20 protein-coding genes are annotated in these 21,160 nt (G+C 70.9%); 6 read left to right on the top strand and 14 right to left on the bottom strand.

Translation table 11 applies throughout. The features are described 5' to 3' along the window. The first annotated feature begins 25 nt into the window (after positions 1-25). Both MQP27_RS51585 and MQP27_RS04230 read left to right on the top strand, forming a co-directional pair. Complete coding sequence (locus MQP27_RS51585) at positions 26-145, top strand: trp operon leader peptide (RefSeq protein WP_372511129.1); 120 nt, start codon at positions 26-28, stop codon at positions 143-145. Positions 146-254: 109 nt separating this feature from the next. Beyond that, positions 255-2,135: an anthranilate synthase family protein gene (locus MQP27_RS04230; RefSeq protein WP_242760900.1), complete on the top strand. Its 1,881-nt coding sequence runs from the start codon at positions 255-257 to the stop codon at positions 2,133-2,135. Here the strand turns inward: MQP27_RS04230 and MQP27_RS04225 are convergent. The 5 genes from MQP27_RS04225 to MQP27_RS04205 all read right to left on the bottom strand — a co-directional run bounded on the left by MQP27_RS04225 (position 2,087) and on the right by MQP27_RS04205 (position 6,968). After that, the gene (locus tag MQP27_RS04225; RefSeq protein ID WP_242760899.1) at positions 2,087-3,082 is read right to left on the bottom strand and encodes a 2-hydroxyacid dehydrogenase; all 996 of its coding nucleotides are present in this window, start codon (positions 3,080-3,082) and stop codon (positions 2,087-2,089) included. The two genes, MQP27_RS04230 and MQP27_RS04225, sit on opposite strands and share 49 nt — an antisense overlap. Positions 3,083-3,155: 73 nt before the next feature. Continuing rightward, positions 3,156-4,184: a 6-phosphofructokinase gene (locus tag MQP27_RS04220; protein ID WP_242760898.1), complete on the bottom strand. Its 1,029-nt coding sequence runs from the start codon at positions 4,182-4,184 to the stop codon at positions 3,156-3,158. Positions 4,185-4,291: 107 nt separating this feature from the next. Then, positions 4,292-4,969, bottom strand: coding sequence for a response regulator (locus MQP27_RS04215; RefSeq protein ID WP_242760897.1), 678 nt, complete (start codon positions 4,967-4,969; stop codon positions 4,292-4,294). Beyond that, entirely contained in the window at positions 4,966-6,189 is a 1,224-nt protein-coding gene (gene macS, locus MQP27_RS04210; RefSeq protein WP_242760896.1) for a MacS family sensor histidine kinase, read from the bottom strand. Before macS ends, MQP27_RS04215 begins: the two co-directional genes overlap by 4 nt. 35 nt (positions 6,190-6,224) lie before the next feature. Then, the gene (locus MQP27_RS04205) at positions 6,225-6,968 is read right to left on the bottom strand and encodes a lysophospholipid acyltransferase family protein (RefSeq protein WP_242760895.1); all 744 of its coding nucleotides are present in this window, start codon (positions 6,966-6,968) and stop codon (positions 6,225-6,227) included. Between the two features lie 175 nt (positions 6,969-7,143). Between MQP27_RS04205 and MQP27_RS04200 the strand changes: the two genes are divergently transcribed. Further along, positions 7,144-7,923, top strand: coding sequence for an alpha/beta hydrolase (locus MQP27_RS04200; protein WP_242761410.1), 780 nt, complete (start codon positions 7,144-7,146; stop codon positions 7,921-7,923). Next, a complete protein-coding gene (locus MQP27_RS04195) occupies positions 7,916-8,482 on the top strand; it encodes a hypothetical protein (protein ID WP_242760894.1) in 567 nt (188 codons plus the stop codon). The genes MQP27_RS04200 and MQP27_RS04195 overlap by 8 nt, the downstream gene beginning before the upstream one ends. Positions 8,483-8,492: 10 nt before the next feature. Here the strand turns inward: MQP27_RS04195 and MQP27_RS04190 are convergent, their stop codons facing one another. From MQP27_RS04190 to MQP27_RS04165, 6 genes are all read right to left on the bottom strand, one after another. Further along, positions 8,493-9,203 (bottom strand): endonuclease/exonuclease/phosphatase family protein, encoded by a 711-nt coding sequence (locus MQP27_RS04190; protein WP_242760893.1) that lies wholly within the window; start codon positions 9,201-9,203, stop codon positions 8,493-8,495. 115 nt (positions 9,204-9,318) lie between these two features. After that, a complete protein-coding gene (locus MQP27_RS04185) occupies positions 9,319-10,272 on the bottom strand; it encodes an ROK family glucokinase (protein ID WP_242760892.1) in 954 nt (317 codons plus the stop codon). A gap of 107 nt (positions 10,273-10,379) precedes the next feature. Continuing rightward, the gene (locus MQP27_RS04180; protein WP_242760891.1) at positions 10,380-10,880 is read right to left on the bottom strand and encodes a DUF5304 domain-containing protein; all 501 of its coding nucleotides are present in this window, start codon (positions 10,878-10,880) and stop codon (positions 10,380-10,382) included. Between the two features lie 57 nt (positions 10,881-10,937). After that, the gene (locus MQP27_RS04175) at positions 10,938-12,095 is read right to left on the bottom strand and encodes an ArsA family ATPase (protein ID WP_242760890.1); all 1,158 of its coding nucleotides are present in this window, start codon (positions 12,093-12,095) and stop codon (positions 10,938-10,940) included. 84 nt (positions 12,096-12,179) lie between these two features. Continuing rightward, a complete protein-coding gene (locus MQP27_RS04170; protein ID WP_242760889.1) occupies positions 12,180-12,623 on the bottom strand; it encodes an SRPBCC family protein in 444 nt (147 codons plus the stop codon). Between the two features lie 99 nt (positions 12,624-12,722). Beyond that, positions 12,723-13,520, bottom strand: a complete 798-nt coding sequence (locus tag MQP27_RS04165) for a metallophosphoesterase family protein (RefSeq protein WP_242760888.1) — start codon at positions 13,518-13,520, stop codon at positions 12,723-12,725. A 295-nt stretch (positions 13,521-13,815) separates the two neighbouring features. Between MQP27_RS04165 and MQP27_RS04160 the strand changes: the two genes are divergently transcribed. Continuing rightward, positions 13,816-15,612 carry an AMP-dependent synthetase/ligase gene (locus MQP27_RS04160; RefSeq protein WP_242760887.1) on the top strand — a complete coding sequence of 599 codons (1,797 nt, stop codon included), beginning with the start codon at positions 13,816-13,818 and terminating at the stop codon, positions 15,610-15,612. Between the two features lie 16 nt (positions 15,613-15,628). On the opposite strand, the gene MQP27_RS04155 is transcribed toward MQP27_RS04160, so the two are convergent. Together MQP27_RS04155 and MQP27_RS04150 are read right to left on the bottom strand one after the other, a co-directional pair. Continuing rightward, positions 15,629-17,263, bottom strand: coding sequence for a GMC oxidoreductase (locus MQP27_RS04155; protein WP_372511128.1), 1,635 nt, complete (start codon positions 17,261-17,263; stop codon positions 15,629-15,631). Positions 17,264-17,295: 32 nt separating this feature from the next. Beyond that, positions 17,296-18,438 (bottom strand): glycosyltransferase family 4 protein, encoded by a 1,143-nt coding sequence (locus MQP27_RS04150; protein ID WP_242760886.1) that lies wholly within the window; start codon positions 18,436-18,438, stop codon positions 17,296-17,298. A 119-nt stretch (positions 18,439-18,557) separates the two neighbouring features. On the opposite strand from MQP27_RS04150, the gene MQP27_RS04145 reads away from it, so the two are divergent. After that, on the top strand, positions 18,558-19,793 hold the full coding sequence (locus MQP27_RS04145) for a glycosyltransferase 87 family protein (protein WP_242760885.1): 1,236 nt from the start codon (positions 18,558-18,560) through the stop codon (positions 19,791-19,793). Here MQP27_RS04145 and MQP27_RS04140 read toward each other — a convergent pair. Continuing rightward, entirely contained in the window at positions 19,754-21,076 is a 1,323-nt protein-coding gene (locus tag MQP27_RS04140) for an MATE family efflux transporter (RefSeq protein WP_242760884.1), read from the bottom strand. The genes MQP27_RS04145 and MQP27_RS04140 overlap by 40 nt on opposite strands. Positions 21,077-21,160: the final 84 nt, after the last annotated feature.

Genomic DNA, 21,160 nt, shown 5'->3' with positions numbered 1-21,160 from the left:
AGGGCTCAAGAGTCACGATCCGATCATGCGCACGTCAAGGAGAAGTCTGAGACATTCCTGTGAAGGAAAAGGGTGTAAGATCCGCGCCATGCTCGCGCACTCGATCCAGAACTGGTGGTGGACCGCTCATCCGGCGGCCCACTGACTGCGCGTACGCAAGACTTCGCGAAGGCCGCCCGAGGGGCGGCCTTCGGTGTTTCCGGGGTCGTTCCTCTTCGACATCGACAGTTTTCGACATCGACAGTTGAGGAACCATGGACCTGACACAGCTGCTGGCCGACGACCGCCCGTTCGCCCTGCTCCGCCGCCGTACGCCCGGCCATGACGAGGACACCGTGGAACTGTTCCTCGGCCCGGTCGGTGCCTACGACCGCCTCGCCGACCTGCCCGACGAGTGCCTCGCGCTCGTCCCCTACCGGCAGATCCGGGAGCGGGGCTTCGACGTACGGGACGACGGGACGCCGCTGCTGGCGCTCACCCCGACAGTGCTATGTCACATTCCACTGGCCGAGGCGCTCGCCCAGCTCCCCGCCCACGCCGTCCGCGTCGAACGCGGCGGCTTCGACGTCGACGACGAGGAGTACGCCGGGATCGTCGGCCGCGTGCTGCGCGAGGAGATCGGGCGGGGCGAGGGCGCCAACTTCGTGATCCGGCGGACGTACGAGGGCGAGATCCCGGGGTTCGGACGCGCCGACGCCCTCGCGCTGTTCCGGCGGCTGCTCGAGGGCGAGCGGGGCGCCTACTGGACCTTCGTCGTGCACACCGGCGACCGCACCCTGGTCGGCGCCAGCCCCGAGGTGCACGTCCGGATGTCCGGCGGCACGGTCGTCATGAACCCGATCAGCGGGACGTACCGCTATCCCGCCGAGGGCCCGACCCCCGAGCACCTGCTGGACTTCCTCGCCGACGGCAAGGAGATCGAGGAGCTGTCGATGGTCGTCGACGAGGAGCTCAAGATGATGTGCACGGTCGGCGACATGGGCGGGGTCGTGATCGGCCCGCGCCTGAAGGAGATGGCCCATCTCGCGCACACGGAGTACGAGTTGCGCGGCAAGTCGTCCCTGGACGTGCGCGAGGTGCTCAAGGAGACCATGTTCGCGGCCACCGTCACCGGCTCCCCCGTGCAGAACGCCTGCCGGGTCATCGAGCGGCACGAGGTCGGCGGACGCGGCTACTACGCGGGCGCCCTGGCCCTCCTCGGCCGTGACTCGGGCGGCGCCCAGACCCTGGACTCCCCCATCCTCATCCGCACCGCCGACATCGACGCCGACGGCGGCCTGCGCGTCCCGGTCGGCGCCACCCTCGTGCGCGGCTCCGACCCCGCCGGCGAGGTCGCCGAGACGCACGCGAAGGCGGCGGGCGTGCTCGCGGCTCTGGGCGTACGGCCGTCCCGCCCGCGCGCGGAGCACACGCGCGTACGGCTCGCCGACGACCCACGCGTGCGTGCCGCGCTCGACGGCCGCCGGGCCTCCCTCGCGCCGTTCTGGCTGCGGATGCAGGAGCGGTCGTACGACATCGAGGGGCACGCCCTCGTGGTGGACGGCGAGGACACCTTCACGGCGATGCTCGCGCACGTGCTGCGCTCTGGCGGCCTTGAGGTCACCGTCCGGCGCTACGACGAGCCGGGCCTTGAGGAAGCCGTCCTCGCCCACCAAGGGCCGGTCGTGCTGGGCCCCGGCCCCGGTGACCCGTCCGACCTGGACGACCCGAAGATGCGCCTCCTGCGCGACCTGACCGCCCAGGTGATCCGCACCCACCCGCACGGCGTGCTCGGCGTCTGCCTCGGGCACGAGCTGATCGCGGCCGAGCTGGGCCTGGAGATCGTACGGAAGGAAGTCCCGTACCAGGGCGCCCAGACGACGATCGACCTGTTCGGGCAGCCCGAGACCGTCGGCTTCTACAACAGCTTCGTGGCGCGCTGCGACGACGAGGTGGCCGAGGAGCTGGCCGCGCACGGCATCGAGGTCAGCAGGGCGGACAACACGGAGGTGCACGCGGTTCGGGGGCCGGGCTTCGCGGGCGTCCAGTTCCACCCGGAGTCGGTGCTGACGCTGAACGGCGCCGCCGTCGTCCGGGAGCTGGTCGGTCAGCTGCGCGGCACGAGCACGTTCTCCGAGCGGCGGCCGGCCCTGTAGTCGAGGACGTTGCCGACCGTGGCCTCGATGATCTGGCCGACGGCGTCCTCGGTGTAGTAGGCCTGGTGGGAGGTGACCAGGACGTTCGGGAAGGTGACCAGGCGGGCCAGGGTGTCGTCCTCGATCGCCTCCAGCGACTTGTCGAGGAAGAACAGGCCCGCCTCGGCCTCGTACACGTCGAGTCCGACGCCCGTGAAGCGGCCCTCGCGCAGTTCGGCGACGAGGGCCGCGGTGTCGATCAGGCCGCCGCGGCTGGAGTTGACCAGGATCGCGTCGTCCTTCATCGCCTTGAGGGCGGGGGCGTCGATCAGGCGCTGGGTCTGGGGCATCAGCGGGACGTGCAGGGTGACCAGGTCGGACTCGGCGAGCAGCTGCTCCTTGGGGACGTACTTCATGCCGAGTTCCGTGCAGGCCGGGTTCTCGGCGATGTCCCAGCCCAGCAGCCGCATGCCGAAGCCGTGCGCGATCCGGGTGAAGGCCTCGCCGATCTTGCCCGTGCCGAGGACGCCGGCGGTGCGGCCGTGCATGTCGCGGCCCATCAGTCCGTCGAGGCGGAAGTCGAAGTCACGCGTGCGCGTGGAGGCCCGCACGATACGGCGGTTGACCGCCATGGCGAGGGTCCAGGCGAACTCGGCGACCGAGTACGGCGAGTAGTACGAGACCCGGGCGACCGTCATGCCGAGCCGCTCGGCGACCTTGAGGTCGATGTTGTTGAACCCGGTGGAGCGCTGGGCGATCATCCGCGTGCCGCCCGCCGAGAGGATCTCCAGGACGCGCGGGCCGAGGTCGGCGTTGACGCTCGTGGAGACGATCTCGTAGCCGGCCGCGATGGGGGCGGTGTCCTCGTTGAGGAAGACGTCGAGGCAGCGGACGTCGTGGTGGCCGTGGAAGGCGCGCTCGATCAGGGGTTTCTCGTCCGCCTGGACGCCGAAGGCGAGGATCTCCACGAAACGGCTCCCGTTCTGGTGGGTTATGGGCCGAATATACGGCCCACAACCCCGGGGTGCCGTCCGGATCCGGTCAGCCGAAGAAGACCCCGACCTCCTCGTAGAGCTTCGGGTCCACCGTCTTCAGCTTCGCCGTCGCCTCGGCGATCGGGACGCGGACGATGTCGGTGCCGCGCAGGGCGACCATCTTGCCGAAGTCGCCGTCGCGGACGGCCTCGATGGCGTGCAGGCCGAAGCGGGTGGCGAGCCAGCGGTCGAAGGCGCTCGGGGTGCCGCCGCGCTGGATGTGCCCGAGGACGGTCGTCCGGGCCTCCTTGCCGGTGCGCTTCTCGATCTCCTTGGCCAGCCACTCGCCGACGCCGGAGAGGCGCACGTGCCCGAAGGAGTCGAGGGACTCGTCCTTCAGGACCATGTCGCCGTCCTTGGGCATCGCGCCCTCGGCGACGACCACGATCGGGGCGTACGACGCCTTGAAGCGCGAGGTGATCCAGGCGCACACCTGCTCGACGTCGAAGCGCTGTTCGGGGATGAGGATGACGTTGGCGCCGCCGGCGAGCCCGGAGTGGATGGCGATCCAGCCGGCGTGCCGGCCCATCACCTCGCAGACCAGGACGCGCATGTGGGACTCGGCGGTGGTGTGCAGGCGGTCGATGGCCTCGGTGGCGATGCCGACGGCGGTGTCGAAGCCGAAGGTGTAGTCGGTGGCGGAGAGGTCGTTGTCGATGGTCTTCGGTACGGCGACGACGGGGACGCCGTACTCGTCGTTGAGGCGTGCGGCCACGCCCAGGGTGTCCTCACCGCCGATCGCGATGAGCGCCTCGACGTCCTGCTTGGCGAGGTTCTCCTTGATGCGGCGGATGCCGTTCTCCTGCTTGAGGGGGTTGGTGCGCGAGGAGCCGAGGATGGTGCCGCCGCGGGGCAGGATGCCGCGCACGGCGGGGATGTCGAGGCGTACGGTGTCGCCCTCGAGCGGACCCCGCCAGCCGTCCCGGAAGCCGACGAAGTCGTAGCCGTACTCCTGCACGCCCTTGCGGACGATGCCCCGGATGACGGCGTTGAGCCCGGGGCAGTCGCCGCCTCCGGTCAGTACTCCGACCCGCATGGAAATGTCCCTTCGCCGCGGTTGCCTGTGAGGCCACGCTAATGGTGATCCAGGTCACAGAGGGATGGGCGGGAAGGGCAATTCCGGTGAATCAGCGGGTGATTGGTTTACTCGTCGTCAAGTCCGCGCTCTATCGCGTACCTCACCAGCTCGACCCGGTTGTGGAGTTGGAGCTTGCCGAGGGTGTTCTGGACGTGGTTCTGGACCGTGCGGTGCGAGATGACCAGGCGCTCGGCGATCTGCTTGTAGCTCAGGCCCTTGGCGACCAGCCGCAGTACCTCGGTCTCGCGGTCGGTGAGCTGCGGGGCCTTCGGCTCGTCGGGGTCGGAGGAGGGCGTGGGGTCGGAGGCGAGGCGGCGGTACTCGCCGAGGACCAGACCGGCGAGGCCCGGCGTGAACACCGGGTCACCGACGGCGGTACGGCGCACCGCGTCGAGCAGCTCCTCGGTGGACGCCGACTTCAGCAGATAGCCGGTCGCGCCCGACTTCACCGCTTCCAGTACGTCGGCGTGCTCGCCGCTCGCGGACAGGACCAGGACGCGCAACGCCGGGTTGTGGCCGACGAGTTCCTTGCAGACCTGGACGCCGGGCTTCAGCGGCAGGTTGAGGTCGAGGACGAGCACGTCCGGCCCGGCGGCCTTGGCGCGGCGCACGGCCTGGTCGCCGTCGCCCGCGGTGGCCACCACGTCGAAGCCGGACTCGGTCAGGTCGCGGGCGACGGCGTCGCGCCACATCGGGTGGTCGTCGACCACCATGACCTTGATCGGGCCCTGCTGCTGACTCATCGATTCCCCGCCTTCACGTCTTTCGCGTCCTTGGGTACCTTCAGCTCGACCTCCGTGCCCTGCCCCGGGATCGACATCAGCTCGGCACTGCCGCCCAGCTCGCGCAGCCGGCCCCGGATCGACAGGGCGACGCCGAGCCGCCCCTCCCCCTCGGCCTGGGCGAGCCGGCCCTCGGGGATGCCGGGTCCGTCGTCCCGTACGGTCACCACGACCTCGTCGGGCTCGTCCTCGACGAGGATCCACGCGCGCGCGTGCTCGCCGGCGTGCTTGTGCACGTTGTCCAGGGCGGCGCCGACGGCCGCGGCCAGCTCCTTCGCTGCGGGCGCGGGCAGCAGCACGGGGGCACCGGGCTCGGCGAAGCTCACCTTGGCCGCGGCGTACGGGGCGAGCAGGGCACGCAGGTCGACCGGGGCGTCCTCGTCGTAGGAGGGCTCGTCGACGGCCCGTACGACCGCACCCTCGGCCGCGTTCTCCGAGGCCCGCGAGACGGGGACCAGGCCGCCGGAGACCAGGGTGCGCAGGGCGACCTCCTGCTCGCCGGCCAGCTGCCCCAGCTCGGCCGCCTCGCCGCCCAGGACCGCGCCCCGGCGCTGCACCATGGCCAGCACCTGCAGCACGCCGTCGTGGATGTCCCGGGCGAGCCGCTCCCGCTCCCTGGTCGCGGCCTCGATCTCCAGGGCGCGGGCGAGGGTGCGCTCGGAGGCGCGGGCGACCTCGACGACGTAACCGATGGCGATGGAGGCGACCCAGACCAGGATGACGTTGTGGACGGTGTCGCGGGCCGGGGAGCCGCGCTCGATGAGGTTCGCGGCGGCGACCGGCGTGGAGGCGAAGGCGGCCCAGCGCCAGCCGCCCTTGATGGCGAACGCGAGGACCGAGCCGGCCGTCCATATCGACGGCAGGGTGGGGCCGCCGCTCTGGATGTGTTGGTCGTTCGCCGCCAGCGGGGTCAGGACGATGCCGGTGAGGGCGATGGCGAGGTCGACGGCGAGGAAGCGCTTGGTGCAGGCCGCGGCGCTCTGCACCCGGGGCAGGGTGGCGAGCGTCCAGACGAACAGGACGCAGTAGTACGCGATGGCGATGCCCGCGTGGTCGTACTCGTCGTAGGCGGTGGCGAACAGGCCGACCGCGTACAGCATGGTGAGCACCCGGTACGCGGTCAGGGCACGCCACAGCGGCTGCTCGACCGACATCCTCATGACTCGCTCGCGCCTGGCCATGTCCCCCACCCCCATCGAGCCCACCGACCGACAGCCTAGGCCCCGGACTTCTCCTTCTTGGCCAGTTCCTTGGCCTGCTCCTTGTCGGCCTTCGCCGCCTCCGCGATCCGGCGCTTGGCCGCGGTCGCGTAGATGTCGACGTACTCCTGGCCGGAGAGCTTCATGATCTCGTACATGACCTCGTCGGTCACCGCGCGCAGCACGAAGCGGTCGTGCTCCATGCCCTGGTAGCGGCTGAAGTCGAGGGCCTTGCCGATGCGGATGCCGGGGCGCATCAGCTTGGGCATGACCTTGCCCGGGGGCTGGATCTTCTCGGTGTCGATCATCGCGACCGGGATGACGGGCGCGCCGGTGGCGAGCGCCACGCGCGCGAGGCCGCCGGGCTTGCCCCGGTAGAGCCGGCCGTCGGGCGAGCGGGTGCCCTCCGGGTAGATCCCGAACAGCTCACCGCGCTCCAGGACGTCGATGCCGGCCTTGACGGCCGCCTCGCCCGCGCCGCGCGCGCCCGAGCGGTCCACGGGGAGCTGGCCCGCGCCCTTGAAGAAGGCGGCGGTGAGGCGGCCCTTGACGCCGGGTGTGGTGAAGTACTCGGCCTTCGCGATGAAGGTCACCTTGCGGTCGAGGACCGCGGGCAGGAAGAACGAGTCGGAGAAGGAGAGGTGGTTGCTCGCCAGGATCGCGGGCCCCTCGGCCGGAATGTTCTCCAGGCCTTCCACCCAGGGCCTGAAGGCAACCTTCAGCGGTCCGCCGATGGCGACCTTCATCGTGCCGTACAACACCCGTGTGCCTCCCGTTTCCGTCGATCAGACCTTAACCCGGCCCGCCGTCGAAGGAGCCGACGGCCCTGGTCGGTGTCAGTGCCGTCGCGTACGGTGAAGCACACCTGGACTCACGTCACTCTCATGCAGACTCACTCTCACTTGCACACTCACTCTCACTGACAGGAGACCGATGGTGCCGGTCCTTCCTGGAGCCGAGCCGTTCCGCCACGAGGGCGGGGAGGTAGGCGTCCTTCTCTGCCACGGCTTCACCGGTTCGCCCCAGTCGTTGCGCCCGTGGGCGGAGTATCTCGCCGAGCGCGGTTTCACCGTCTCGCTGCCGCTGCTGCCCGGGCACGGCACCCGCTGGGAGGACATGCAGCTCACCGGCTGGCAGGACTGGTACGCGGAGGTGGACCGCGAGCTGCGCGCCCTGGGCGAGCGCTGCTCGCAGGTGTTCGTGGCCGGCCTGTCGATGGGCGGCGCGCTGGCCCTGCGGCTCGCCGCCCGGCACGGGGACGCGGTCTCGGGCGTGATGGTCGTCAACCCGGCGAACAAGGTGCACGGCCTTGCCGCGTACGCCCTTCCGGTGGCCCGCCATCTCGTCCGGACGACGAAGGGCATCGCCAGCGACATCGCCAAGGAGGGCAGCGCCGAGCTGGGCTACGACAAGGTGCCGCTGCACGCGGCCCACTCGCTGCGGAACTTCTTCCGGCTGGTCGACCGGGAGCTGCCGCAGGTCACCCAGCCGCTGCTGCTTCTGCACAGCCCGCAGGACCATGTGGTCCCGCCCGCCGACTCGGCGCGCATCCTGGGCCGGGTCTCGTCCCGGGACGTGCGCGAGATCCTGCTGGAACAGAGCTACCACGTCGCGACGTTGGACCATGACGCGGACCGGATCTTCGAGGAGAGCCTCGCGTTCATCGGCCGGCTCGCAACCGGTGTCGGCAAGGAAGGGACGGCCGCTGGTGGCTGAGCACGGTTCGGATCGCGAGGACCGCGAACCGGAGGAGCAGGGCGTCCCCTTCGACGAGGACGCCGCATGGGCCGCGATCGTCGCCGGGTACGGCGAGGAGCCGAAGGACCCGCCGGGCACCAAGCCGTTCAAGTCCGTCGAGGACCTGGCGCTGCTCGAACCGGAGACGAACGACGCCCCGGCCGAGACCCCGAAGAAGGAGGAGAAGCCGGCCAAGCCCCTGGGCGGCTCGGTCTCCTTCGCGCCCGGCGTCGGCCCGCGCGACTACACGGCGGCGGAACCGTCCGAGGGCGACTTCGAAGAGGACGACGAGGGCCACTTCGTACCGCCGGAGCCGCCCCCGCTGCCGGCCGCCGACACCACGGCGAAGTTCGCCTGGCTGGGCGTGATCGGCGGCCCGGTCCTGCTGCTGCTCGCGGTGCTGTTCGGCTGGGACATGACCTGGTGGCTGGCGACGGTCGGCATCGGCGGCTTCCTGGGCGGGTTCGCGACGCTGGTGATGCGGATGCGCACGGACGACGAGGAGGACGACGACCCGGGGCGCGGCGCGGTCGTCTGACCAGGGCGGGCTAGGAAGCGGCGGGGACGTCGAGGGTGGCCAGGACCGGGAGGTGGTCCGTGGCCGCCCTCAGGTCCGTGGCGGTGATGCCGGGGAGGTCGGTGGGGACACCGCAGCCGAGCACCTCGATGCCCTTGGTGGCGAAGATCGCGTCGATACGGCGGTGTGGCTCGTCGCGGGTCCAGGTGTGTTCGCCGCCCTGAGGGTTGACGGCCCAGCAGTCCTGGAGGTCGGCGGCCAGGCGGCGGAAGGTGCGGCCTTCCGGGCGGTCGTTGAGGTCGCCGCCCGCCACCGCGTGCTCGACGCCCATGCCGGCGAGGCGGTCGAGGAGCATGCCGGCCTGCTCGTAGCGCTCGTCCTGCTGGAGGCTGAGGTGACAGCTGACGACGCCCAGGCGGGCGCCGGCGATGTCGACGACGGCTGTCGCGAAGCCGCGGCGGTGCCGGCCGGGGGTGAGGGGGAGGAGGACGTCCTCGGTGCGTTCGACCGTGACGCGGAGGTTGCAGAGGATGGCGGGGCCGGCCGCGGTTGCTCCGCCGGTGAGGATGACCTGGCCCGAGGCCGACGCGAGTCTTGCGAGTTTCTTGCGCCAGCGGAAGAAGCGGGGGGCTTCTTGGACCAGGACCAGGTCGGGGTCGCAGGCGGTGATGATGCGGGCTAGCGCGGCTGTGTCGTCGCGCATTGAGCGGATGTTGTAGCTCAGGACTTTGACGACGGGCATGTGGATCAATGTACGCCCAAGGGGGAGGGGCGCGGGGAGCCTGTGCGACTGCCGGTTCGTCGTGGCTTGTCGCGCAGTTCCCCGCGCCCCCAAAAAGCATTCCCCTGGCGCCTGATCACATGATCGGGTCGGGCTCCCGGGCCAGGTCGGCGGCGCCCACCAGGCCCGCCTCGTTGCCCAGTTGGGCTGCGATCACCTCTGCCACCGGGCGCCAGTTGCCGCCCACCAGCCAGCGCTTGTAGGACTTGCGGATGGGGTCCAGGACCAGTTCGCCCTCGTCGGAGAGGCCGCCGCCGACGATGAAGGCCGACGGGTCGAAGAGGGAGGCGAGGTCGGCCAGGCCGGCGCCGGCCCAGCGGGCCAGTTCGCGGTAGGAGTCGACCGCTACCGGGTCGCCCTGGCGGGCCGCCATGGAGATGTGCTTGCCCTCGATGCCGTCGGGGCTGCCGTCGCCCAGGCCGAGCAGGATCTCGGCGTTCTCCGGGGTCGCGTTGGCGCGCTGCTTGGCGTAGCGGACGAGGGCGCGGCCGGAGGCGTACTGCTCCCAGCAGCCCTGCGAGCCGCAGCCGCACAGCAGGCCGTCGGGGACCATGCGGATGTGGCCGAACTCGGCGGCGACGCCGAAGTGGCCGCGGCGCAGCTTGTTGCCGATGATGATGCCGCCGCCGAGGCCCGTGCCGAGGGTGATGCAGATGACGTTGCGGTGGCCCTTGCCGGCTCCGAACTTGTACTCGCCCCACGCGGCCGCGTTGGCGTCGTTCTCCACGACGACCGGGAGGCCGACGCGGGCCTCGACCTTCTCCTTCAGCGGCTCCTGGCGCCAGTCGATGTTCGGCGCGAAGTAGACGGTGGAGCGCTGCCGGTTGACGTAACCGGCAGCGCCGATGCCCACGCCGACGATCTCGTGCCCGGCGCGCGCGCCCTCCACGGCGGAGGCGATGGCGTCCACGATCGCCTCGGGCGTGCCCGGGGTCGGCACCTTGTGGGTCGAGAGGATGTTGCCTTCCTCGTCGACCACACCGGCCGCGATCTTGGTACCGCCGATGTCGACGCCGATGGTGAGTCCCATGAATCCCTCAGTTTCGGTCGAGCCCCGCTACGGCCAACCGTACCCGAGGCCCTGCCGTCAGGGACTCGTCGTCCACCCGCCGGGCAGCCGGGCGGGAGGGGGCGGCGTCAGTCCAGGTCGATGCGCTGCCCGGGACCCGTGCCCTCGCCGCCGTCCTTCTTGTTGCTCTCGTCCAGGTCCTTGTGCAGGTCGGTCGGGCGGGTCCAGCGCTGTTCCTGGGCCTGGACCGCGGAGCGGTAGGCGGCGAGCAGCTCGCTGCCGGCCGCGGCCAGGTGGTCGAAGACGTCCGGGTTGCGCTCGATGACGGGCTCGACGGCGGCCTTGGCCTGCTGGACGACCTGCTTCACCACCTGCTGCGCTGCGGGGCCCGCGACGGCCCCGAACAGCGGCGACTGGATCGTCGACAGCTTCTCCGAGACGGCGTCGACGAGCTTGCGCAGTTCCTCGGCGGCCGACACCGGCGGCTGGCCGTGCTCGGCACGACGGCGGGCCTTCTCCGCGGCGAGGTCCTCGGCGCACGCCGTCGCCCAGGCGTCGGCGTCGGTGGCCCGCACCTCGTCGACGGCATCCTTCGCACCGGCATCCGACGGGGGGAGCTCTTCGCTCATGACGGACTCCTGACTACGGTTCGTCCCTACGACGTTACCCGAACGGGCGTATGTCGTTCACTGCCTCTCCGGCCAGAGATCCGGGTCCGGCGCGAACCGGATCCGCAGCTCCCCCTCGCGCAGCGCGGCCCCGGCGACCGTGCAGCGGCGCAGTGCGGAGGGCAGCGCGACGATCCGCCGGAACCGCCCCGCCGTGACGACGAGTTCGTCACCGCGCCGGATGAGGTCCAGCTCGTCGCGTATCGCGCCGGGCAGCGGGATGTGCCACACGAGCACCCCGTCCTCGCCGATCCGGTCGACGACGGGCCACTCGACGGTGGAGGACGTGTCGTTGACGCCGGGGACGGGCAGCGCGGCGAGGTCGTCGGTGCCGCGGGGGTCGTGGCCGAGGTGCGGAAGGGCCCGTACGTCGTACGACTCCCCCCACTCCTCCAGCGCCTTCCGCTGCTGGGCGACGAGCCCGGCGGGCCACTCCTCGGACCCGACCCGGTTCGCCACGAGCACGTCGGGCGCCAGCCCGCGCAGGGCGAGCCCGAGCCCGGCCTCGCGCACGGCGTCGGCACCGGCGGGCCCCGGTTCGGCGACCAGCCGTACGACGGTGTCCCGGTCGGCGAGCACGGCCTCGACGGCCGCCAGCTCCGTGTCCCACCGGGCGGCGGTCTCGTACAGCCACTCCGAGGGCATGGGCACCCCGGCCAGCCGGCCGAGGACGGGGCGCAGGGCACGGGCCGCCTGCCGTTCGGGCGGGAGCAGCCGACGCAGGTATCGCCGCAGTTCCTCGGGGAGGGAGAGCAGCGCGAGAGCCTGCGGGGTGGCCGGCAGGTCGACGACGAGCAGCTCGAACCGCTCGGACAGCACGGCGTCCCGCAGGGCCCGCAGGATGGTCAGCTCCTCGGCTCCGGGGAGCGGGGTGACCTCCTCCGCGTCCAGCCGGGAGGCCCCGAGGAGGTCGAGAACATTGGCCGCACGTTCCTGAAAGGCGCTGAGATCATCCCGAAAACCGGCGACGGCATCGGGCCGCCAGGCGGTGAGGTTCGGGGCGACGGAGGCGGGGGCCGAGCCGGTCGCCGTGCCGAGAACAGCGCCGAGGGTGTCACCGCGGTCGGCACTGAGAACGAGGGCGCGGACGCCCTCGCGAGCGGCGGCCAGGGCGGTGGCGGCAGCAACGGTCGTACGACCGGCCCCGCCGGACCCGGTGATCAGGATGGTGCGCATGGTGGGCAACGGTAACGGACACGCCCCCAGGGGCGCGGGGAACTGCGCGACCAGCCCCCACACACCCGCACCCGACGACGAAACCTACTTCTCCCCCGACTCGACCCGCTTCTTCAAACCAGCAAGCGCCCGGTCAATGATGACCTTCTCGGCCTTCCGCTTGATCATCCCGAGCATCGGAATCTTGACGTCGACGGTCAGCTGATACGTGACCTCCGTCGCCCCCGCCCCCGCCGCCTTCAAGATGTACGACCCGTCCAGCGATCGCAGCATCTGGGACTTGACCAGCGTCCAGGAGACCTCGTTCTCCCCGGTCCAGGTGTAACCAAGCACCTGGTCGTCCTTGATCGCACCCGCGTCCATGACGAGCCGCACCTGCTCGGCACGCCCCTGCGCATCGGTGGAGAGGACCTCCGCCTCCTTCACCTCACCCGTCCAGTCCGGGTACCGCGCGAAGTCGGCGATCACCCCCATGACGTCGGCCGGTGCCGCCTCGATCGTGATGCTCGAGCTGGTGTGTTCCGCCATCGCCGTGGCTCCTCCAGATGCGGGCCGGTAAAGAGGGTGTGTGCAGCGTGAAGGCTACCGCGCACGTGAGCGCCCGACTCCACCCCCACCTGCGTTCACTCACCATTCAAGGACCCAGGGCTCCCCGGACCCCGCGAAGTGCCCCACGTTCACGCACTCGGTGGCGCCGATCCGCATCCGTCGCACCAACGGCTGGTGGACGTGGCCGAACAGGGCGTACCGGGGGCGCGTACGGCGAATCGCGGCCAGCAGAGCGGCGCTCCCCCGCTCGAACCGCCGCGCCACCGTGTCGTAGACCAGCTCCGGGACCTCCGGCGGGATGTGCGTGCACAGGACGTCCACCTCGCCGACCGCCTCGATCTTCGCCGCGTACTCCTCGTCGCTGATCTCGTACGGCGTGCGCATCGGCGTGCGCAGGCCGCCGCCCACGAAGCCGAAGACCCGGCCGCCGATCTCCACCCGCTCCCCGTCGAGCACCGTCGTGCCCGGTCCCGCGTACTCCGGCCAGAGAGGCGGCATATCGACATTGCCGTACGTCGCGTACGTCGGGGTCGGAAACGCCGCGAACATCTCGGCGTACTGCCTGCGCACGGCCTTCTCGATCGCCGTCGCCCGGTCCGCGCCGATGCCGGCCCACAGCCGGGCCCCGAACTCGCGGGCCTCCTCGAAGCGGCGGGCGGTGCGCAGTTCGACGATGCGGTCGGCGTTCTCCCTGCCGAACAGGTCGGGGAAGATGCCGCGCGAGTGGTCGGCGTAGTCGAGGAAGAGCACCAGGTCACCGAGACAGATCAGGGCATCGGCGCCTTCGCCGGCGCGGGCCAGGTCACGGGCGTTGCCGTGCACGTCGCTGACCACGTGGACGCGCGTGGTGCGATTTCCGGCTGGTGTGGATGCCATGGCGATCAAGGGTAAGCGTGTGCGGCATACGTGAACAGTGGCGGCGGGACCTGCGGTTACTGGCCAGTCAGTTAGCGGGTGGACTACCGTACGCGAAGGAACACCAATCTGTGTGACGCAGCGAACATCTCGCCGGGACCCCCTGTCGAAGAAGCCATACCGGCGGGTAACGTCCGGGCAGTCCAGTCGTGCTCAGTCTTTCAACCACTGAAGCTCTGAGTACCTGCCCGAGCCTTGGACCCACCGTCGCATCACACAACGTCGTGGCGCCGGCGCCTTATTAGGAGCAGCAGTCTTGCGCGAGTTCAGCCTTCCGGCTTTGTACGAGGTCCCTGCGGACGGCAACCTGACCGACATCGTCCGCAGAAACGCCGCGCAGCATCCGGACGTCGCCGTGATCGCCCGCAAGGTGGGCGGCGAGTGGCAGGACGTTTCCGCGACGGCCTTCCTGGCCGAGGTACGCGCGGCGGCCAAGGGCCTCATCGCCTCCGGCGTGCAGCCCGGCGACCGGGTCGGCCTGATGTCCCGCACCCGCTACGAGTGGACCCTGCTGGACTTCGCGATCTGGAGCGCGGGCGCGGTGACCGTGCCGGTGTACGAGACCAGCTCGCCGGAGCAGGTGCAGTGGATCCTGAGCGACTCCGGGGCCACCGCGTGCGTCGTGGAGCTGGACAACCACGTGGCCGCCGTCGAGTCGGTGCGCGAGAGCCTGCCGGCGCTCAAGCACGTGTGGCAGATCGAGGGCGGCGCGATCGAGGAGCTCGGGCGCCTCGGCAAGGACGTCACCGACGCGATGGTCGAGGACCGCAGCTCGCTGGCGCGGGCCGACGACCCGGCGACGATCGTCTACACCTCCGGTACGACCGGGCGCCCCAAGGGCTGTGTGCTGACCCACCGGGCCTTCTTCGCCGAGTGCGGCAACATCGTCGAGCGCCTGCGGCCGCTGTTCCGCACCGGCGAGTGTTCCGTGCTGCTGTTCCTGCCGCTCGCCCACGTCTTCGGCCGGCTGGTGCAGATCGCGCCGATGATGGCGCCGATCAAGCTGGGCAACGTCCCGGACATCAAGAACCTCACCGACGAGCTGGCGTCCTTCCGGCCGACGCTGATCCTGGGCGTCCCGCGCGTCTTCGAGAAGGTCTACAACTCGGCGCGCGCCAAGGCGCAGGCCGACGGCAAGGGCAAGATCTTCGACAAGGCGGCCGACACCGCGATCGCCTACAGCAAGGCGCTGGACACCCCGTCCGGCCCCTCGCTCGGCCTGAAGATCAAGCACAAGACCTTCGACAAGCTCGTCTACAGCAAGCTGCGCGCGGTGCTGGGCGGCCGGGGCGAGTACGCCATCTCCGGCGGGGCTCCGCTGGGCGAGAGACTCGGCCACTTCTTCCGCGGCATCGGCTTCACGGTCCTGGAGGGCTACGGCCTGACCGAGTCCTGCGCGGCGACCGCCTTCAACCCCTGGGACCGTACGAAGATCGGCACGGTCGGGCAGCCGCTGCCGGGCTCGGTGATCCGGATCGCGGACGACGGCGAGGTGCTGCTGCACGGCGAGCACCTGTTCAAGGGCTACTGGAACAACGAGGCCGCGACGGCCGAGGCGCTGACCGACGGCTGGTTCCACACCGGTGACATCGGCACCCTCGACGAGGACGGCTACCTCAGGATCACCGGCCGTAAGAAGGAGATCATCGTCACCGCGGGCGGCAAGAACGTCGCCCCGGCCGTGATCGAGGACCGCATCCGGGCGCACGCGCTGGTCGCGGAGTGCATGGTGGTGGGCGACGGGCGGCCGTTCGTGGGCGCGCTGGTCACCGTCGACGAGGAGTTCCTGGGCCGCTGGGCCGCCGAGCACGGCAAGCCCGAGGGTGTGACCGCGGCGTCGCTGCGCGATGACCCGGATCTGATCGCTGCGATCCAGGACGCGGTCGACGACGGCAACGCCGCGGTGTCGAAGGCGGAATCGGTGCGGAAGTTCCGCATTCTGTCCTCCCAGTTCACGGAGGAGTCGGGCCACCTCACGCCCTCGCTGAAGCTCAAGCGCAACGTGGTGGCGAAGGACTACGCGGACGAGATCGAGGCCATCTACCAGAAGTAGCAGGCCGGTTGTCGGTTCAGGTGTCTTCGGCGAGGACCCGGGTCATCGTCCGTTCCGCGAGAGCGGTGATGGTCACGAACGGGTTCACGCCGATGTTGCCCGGCACCAGCGAGCCGTCGGTGACGTAGAGCTTCGAATAGCCCTTCACCCGGCCGTAGTTGTCGGTCGCCTTGCCCAGCACGCAGCCGCCGAGCGGGTGGTAGCAGAAGTCGTCGGCGAAGACCTTGCTGGTGGAGCCGAACAGGTCGTAGCGGTAGATCGTCGCGTTGGCCGAGTTGATCCGGTCGAACAGCTTCTTGGCCATCGCGACCGACACGGCGCTCTGCGCCGCCGTCCAGCCGAGCTTCACCCCACCCGTCGAGGAGTCGTACGTGAACGACGCCCGCTGCGGGTTCTTGGTGATCGCCAGATAGAGGCTGACCCAGGTCTCAAGTCCCGTGGGCAGCGGGGCGATCTCGGCGAAGACGGGGTTGTCGGTGTTGGCCCAGTCGTCGATGCCCATGACGGGCATGGTCGACTGGTTGGCGCCGACGGTGTCCCAGAGGTGGTTGGCGCGCCCCACCATGGTGTTGCCGTTGGTGCCCCAGCCGGCCCCGACGCTGGAGTTCAGCGCGGGCAGCGCGCCGGTGTCCCGGGCCCGGACGAGGAGTTCGGTGGTGCCGAGGCTGCCGCCGCCGAGGAAGAGGTACGTGCAGCTGTACTGCTTGGTCTCGACGACCGCGCCGGTGACGTCGATGCGGTCGGCGGTGAGCAGCCAACTCCCGTCGCTCGCACGGGTGATGGACCTCACCTTCTCCAGGGTGTTGATGGTGACGTTGCCGGTGCCGAGCGCGGCGGCCAGGTAGGTCTTGTCGAGGCTCTTCTTGCCGTAGTTGTTGCCGTAGATGACCTCCTGCCCGAGCGCGGACTTGGTCGCCGTGCCGGCCGCCTCCTTCTGCATGTAGGCGAAGTCGTAGACGCTGGGCACGAAGGTGGTCTTCAGGCCGGTGTTCTGGGCGTGCTTCCGGGAGACGCGGGTGAACTGGTACCACTCGGTCGACTCGAACCACGTCGGGTCCACGGTGTTGACGCCGAGCATGGAGTTGGCGCGCGGGAAGTAGGTGCCGTACATCTCGTCGGCGTCGACGGTGGGGAACTGCTCCGCGAAGTACGACTTCAGCGGGGTGACCGCCATCGACCCGTTGACCAGGGACCCTCCCCCGACACCGCGTCCGACGTACACGGACATGTTGTCGAAGTGCACGCGGTCCAGGACGCCGGGGTAGGCGGTGATGTCCTTGTTGACGACGTCCAGCCACAGGAAGGTGGCGAGCGGCGCCTCGGTGCGGGTGCGGAACCACATGGAGCGCTGGTCCGGGTTGGCGGTGTTGCAGAAGACCTTGCCGTCGGAGCCGGGGGTGTTCCAGAGCCGGCCCATTTCGAGGACGAGGGTACGGATGCCGGCCTGGCCGAGGCGGAGGGCGGCGACGGCACCGCCGTAACCCGAACCGACCACGATGGCGGGGGCGTTGTCGACGGCGGCGGCCTCCTCGGCGGCCTGGGCCGACTGGAGACCGATGCGGGTGAGACCGGCGGCGGCCGCGGTCTGCAGGGCTACCATGCCCAGGATCTGACGTCTACTCAGCTGACGCTGCATCAGTTTTGCTGTCATGCGCGCAGCATCTGCGGAATTCGGCCGTCCGGCTATAGCAACGCCTTCAACTTTTCCGCCAACAGATCCCAGCGCCATTTCTCTTCGACCCACTCACGTCCCCGCTCCCCCATGCGGCTCCGCAGTTCCGCGTCCTGGAGGAGTACGACGATCCGGTCGGCGGCCTCCTCGGGGGAGTCACCGCGCACCACCCAGCCCGTCTCGCCGTCCAGCACGGCGTCCGGAGCGCCCCCGGAGTCGCCCGCGACCACCGGCAGTCCCGTCGCCGAGGCCTCTAGGTAGACGATGCCGAGGCCCTCGACGTCGAGGCCGCCGCGGCGGGTGCGGCAGGGCATGGCGAAGACGTCCCCGGCGCCGTAGTGCGCGGGCAGCTCGGACCAGGGGACGGCGCCGGTGAAGCGGACCGAGTCGGCGACGCCGGTCTCGTGGGCGAGCCTGCGCAGGTCCTTCTCGTAGGGCCCGCCGCCGACGATCAGCAGCACCGCCTCCGGCTCGGCGGCGAGGATGCGCGGCAGCGCGAGGATCAGCGTGTCCTGCCCCTTGCGCGGCACCAGCCGGGAGACGCAGACGACGACCGGCCGGTCCGTCAGCCCGAGCCGCGCCCGGACCGCGGCGCCCCCCGACCCGGGGTGGAAGGTCTTCTCGTCGACCCCGGGCGGCAACTGCACCATCCGCCCGGCCGCCGCCGGCGTCAGCGCGCCGGCGATCCGCGAGCGCGTGTACTCGCCGAGGTAGGTGATCGTGTCCGTCGACTCCCCGATCCGGCGCAGGAGCCCGCGCGCCGCGGGCAGCTGGGCCCAGCCCGCCTCGTGCCCGTGGGTCGTCGCCACGAGCCGCTCGGCGCCCGCCCTGCGCAGCGCCGGCGCCATCAGCCCGAGCGGCGCCGCCGCCCCGAACCACACCGACGTGCAGCCGTGCTCCCGCAGCAGTCCGACCGCCGTACGCGTGGCCGCCGGGGTCGGCAGCAGCATCGTCGTACGGTCGCGTACGACCGTGAAGGGCTGCTCGGCGTCGAAGGCGGCCGTCGCCTCCACGCCCTCCTTGCTCCGCTTCCAGGTGGAGGCGTAGACGACGAGTCGCTCGGGGTCGAGGCGCAGCGCCATGTTGTGCAGGAACGCCTGGATGCCACCGGGGCGGGGCGGGAAGTCGTTCGTCACGATCAGGGTCTTGTGCATCGCCGCCGACCCTACCGGGCCCGCCCGCGCGGGTGCGCTCGGCCACGTTTATGGCAAGTACACAGGTGAGCAGGACATCATGTTCCCCTCAAGACGGTCACGGGTGAACAGGGGCTCAGGTGGACATTGCGGGTGCGAGGCGGTCGCTCGCGGGGCTGCTGACGACCTGGGGCCTGACCAGGCTCGTGCTGCTGCTGTTCGTCTTCAAGGTGTGGATCTTCCCGGGCCCGGACGTCACCAGCGACGTCTCGGTGATCTACCAGGGCTGGTACGACGTGCTGCGCACCGGCACCTTCCCGCTGGGCGACGTCACCTGGCAGTACCCGCCCGCCGCCTCGCTCACGATCCTGTCCCCCGCGCTGCTGCCCTTCCTGCAGTACGCGTCGGCCTTCTTCGTCCTGGCCTTCGTGGCGGACTTCGCCGTCCTCGCCCTGCTCCTGTACGCGGGCCTGCGCCCCGGCAAGTCGCTGCGCGGGGCCTGGGTGTGGGTGGTGGGCGTGCCGCTGCTCGGGCCGACCGTGTACGCCCGCTACGACGTGATGGTGACCGCGGTGGCGGTGGCCGCGCTGCTCGCCGGGGCCCGGCATCCGCGGGTGATGGGCGTCCTGGTGGGCTTCGGCGCGATGCTCAAGGTGTGGCCGGTGCTGCTGTTGCTCGGGGTCCGCAAGCGGGGTGCCTGGGCCTGGGCGGCGGGGACCGTCGGGACGATCGCGGTGCTGTTCGCGGTGTCGATGCCGGGCGCGTTCTCCTTCCTGACCTTTCAGCGCAACCGCGGCACCGAGGTGGAGTCGCTGGGCTCGCTGGTCTTCCATGTGGCCCGGCAGTTCGGCTGGAACGGGCAGGTGCTGCTCAACTACGGCTCGGTGGAGTTCCTCGGCCCCTGGGTGAACGTCGTCAGCTCGGCCGCCCTGTTCCTGACCGGGGTCGCGTTCGGCTGGCTGCTGCTGTGGCGGCTGATGGCGACCCGGTTCCTGCCGGGCACGCTCGCGGACGCGGCCTTCACCGGGGTGCTGATGTTCACCGCCACCAGCCGGGTGATCAGCCCCCAGTACATGGTGTGGCTGGTCGGGACGGCCGCCGTCTGTGTGTGCTTCCGCAGCAGCCGGATGGGGCTGCCGGCCGGGCTGGTGCTCGCGGCCTGCTTCGTGACGGTGCTGGAGTTCCCGATCTGGTTCGCGCACGTCGTCGCCAGCGACCTGCTCGGCGTCTCCCTCCTGGTCCTGCGCAACGGCCTGCTGGTAGTCGCCGCCGTCCTCGCGGCCCTGGAGCTGTGGCAGTCGACGGTCTCCCGCGACCCGGTCCCGCCGCTCCCCGCTCAGGCCGCCCGCACCAGGGAGACCTCGGCGTCCTCCTGACGCCGGGCGCGTGCGAACAGCACCGCCACCGCCCCGCACTGCACCGCCATCGCGAGGGCCAGCGCCAGGCAGATGCCCGGCAGGCCGAGTGCCGACAGGGCGTACGCCAGCGGGAGTTGGACCGCCGTGCCGAGCAGTGTCACCCGCAGCAGGGCCGGGGCTCCCCCGCTGCCCTCGAAGACGCCGCCCAGCGCGATGAAGCAGGCCATCAGCAGCAGGTACGGCCCGACGCAGCGCAGGAACAGCACACCGGCGTGGGCGACCTCGGGCCCGGCGCCGAAGGCGGCCATGATCCAGGGGGCGGTGGCGCCGAGCAGGACGACCGCGGCAAGCCCGACCGTGCCGGACACGAGCATCGCCTGCCGCCCGATGGCACCCCGCTCGTCCCCGCCCGCGCCCCGGGTGTGCGCGGTGTGGATCGAGGCGGCCTGCCGTACCGAGTAGAACGCCATGGTGGCGACGTACATGACCTTGTAGGCGATGGCGTACGCGGCCACCGCCGTCACCCCGAGCCGCGCCACCACGGCGACCAGGACCAGCGCGCCGCCCTGCCGGACGGTGAAGTCGGCGGACATCGGCAGCCCGGTCCGCAGCGTCCGCCGCACGGCCGCGCCGGTCGTCCCGGCGGGCGGCGCGACGGCCGCCGTACGCAGGAGGGCGTTCCGCCGCAGCGCCCGCAGCCCCGCCCCGAGCGCCACGCACCGGCACAGCACCGTCGAGGCGGCGGCGCCCCGCACCCCGTACAGGTGGATCAGGAAGGGGTCGCAGACCAGGATCAGCCCGTTGGCCAGCAGGGCCAGGCGCATGGGGGTGCGGGTGTCGCCGGTGCCCTTGAGGATGCCGTCGACGAGGTTCTGCGCGAAGAAGACAGCCACACCGGGGAGGGAGATCGCGAAATAGGCCACGGCGAGCGGGACAGCGGCCCCGTCTCCCCCGCCCAGCACCAGCCGGGCCAGCGGTTCGCGCAGCAGCAGTCCCCCCGCCACGACCACGGGCGTGACCAGCGCGCACAGGGCCCGGCCGCCGCGCACGGCCGCCCGCACGGCCCCGGGATCCCACGCGCCCCTGGCGTGCGCGACCAGCACGGTCGTACCGGAGGCGAAGACCAGCGAGACGCCGAGCAGCACGTTCTCGGTGTTGGTCGCCACGGCCACGGCGGCGACGGCGGCCGGGCCGAGCCGGGAGACCCAGACGGTGTTGATGATCCCGGCGGCGACGGTGGCCAGGAGCGAGAAGTAGACGGGGTGGGCGAGCGAGATGAGCTGCTTGCGGTGCGCGTTCACCGATCGGATCCCCTCTTATCGAGCTACCTCGAATCGATGTAGCTCGATAAGAGGTAGCATGGCATCACCCGAGACCACAAGGAG

It is taken from the genome of Streptomyces cylindrosporus (assembly GCF_022698165.1).
GTDB lineage: Bacteria > Actinomycetota > Actinomycetes > Streptomycetales > Streptomycetaceae > Streptomyces > Streptomyces cylindrosporus.
This window is presented reverse-complemented; position numbering and strand designations above follow the sequence as displayed.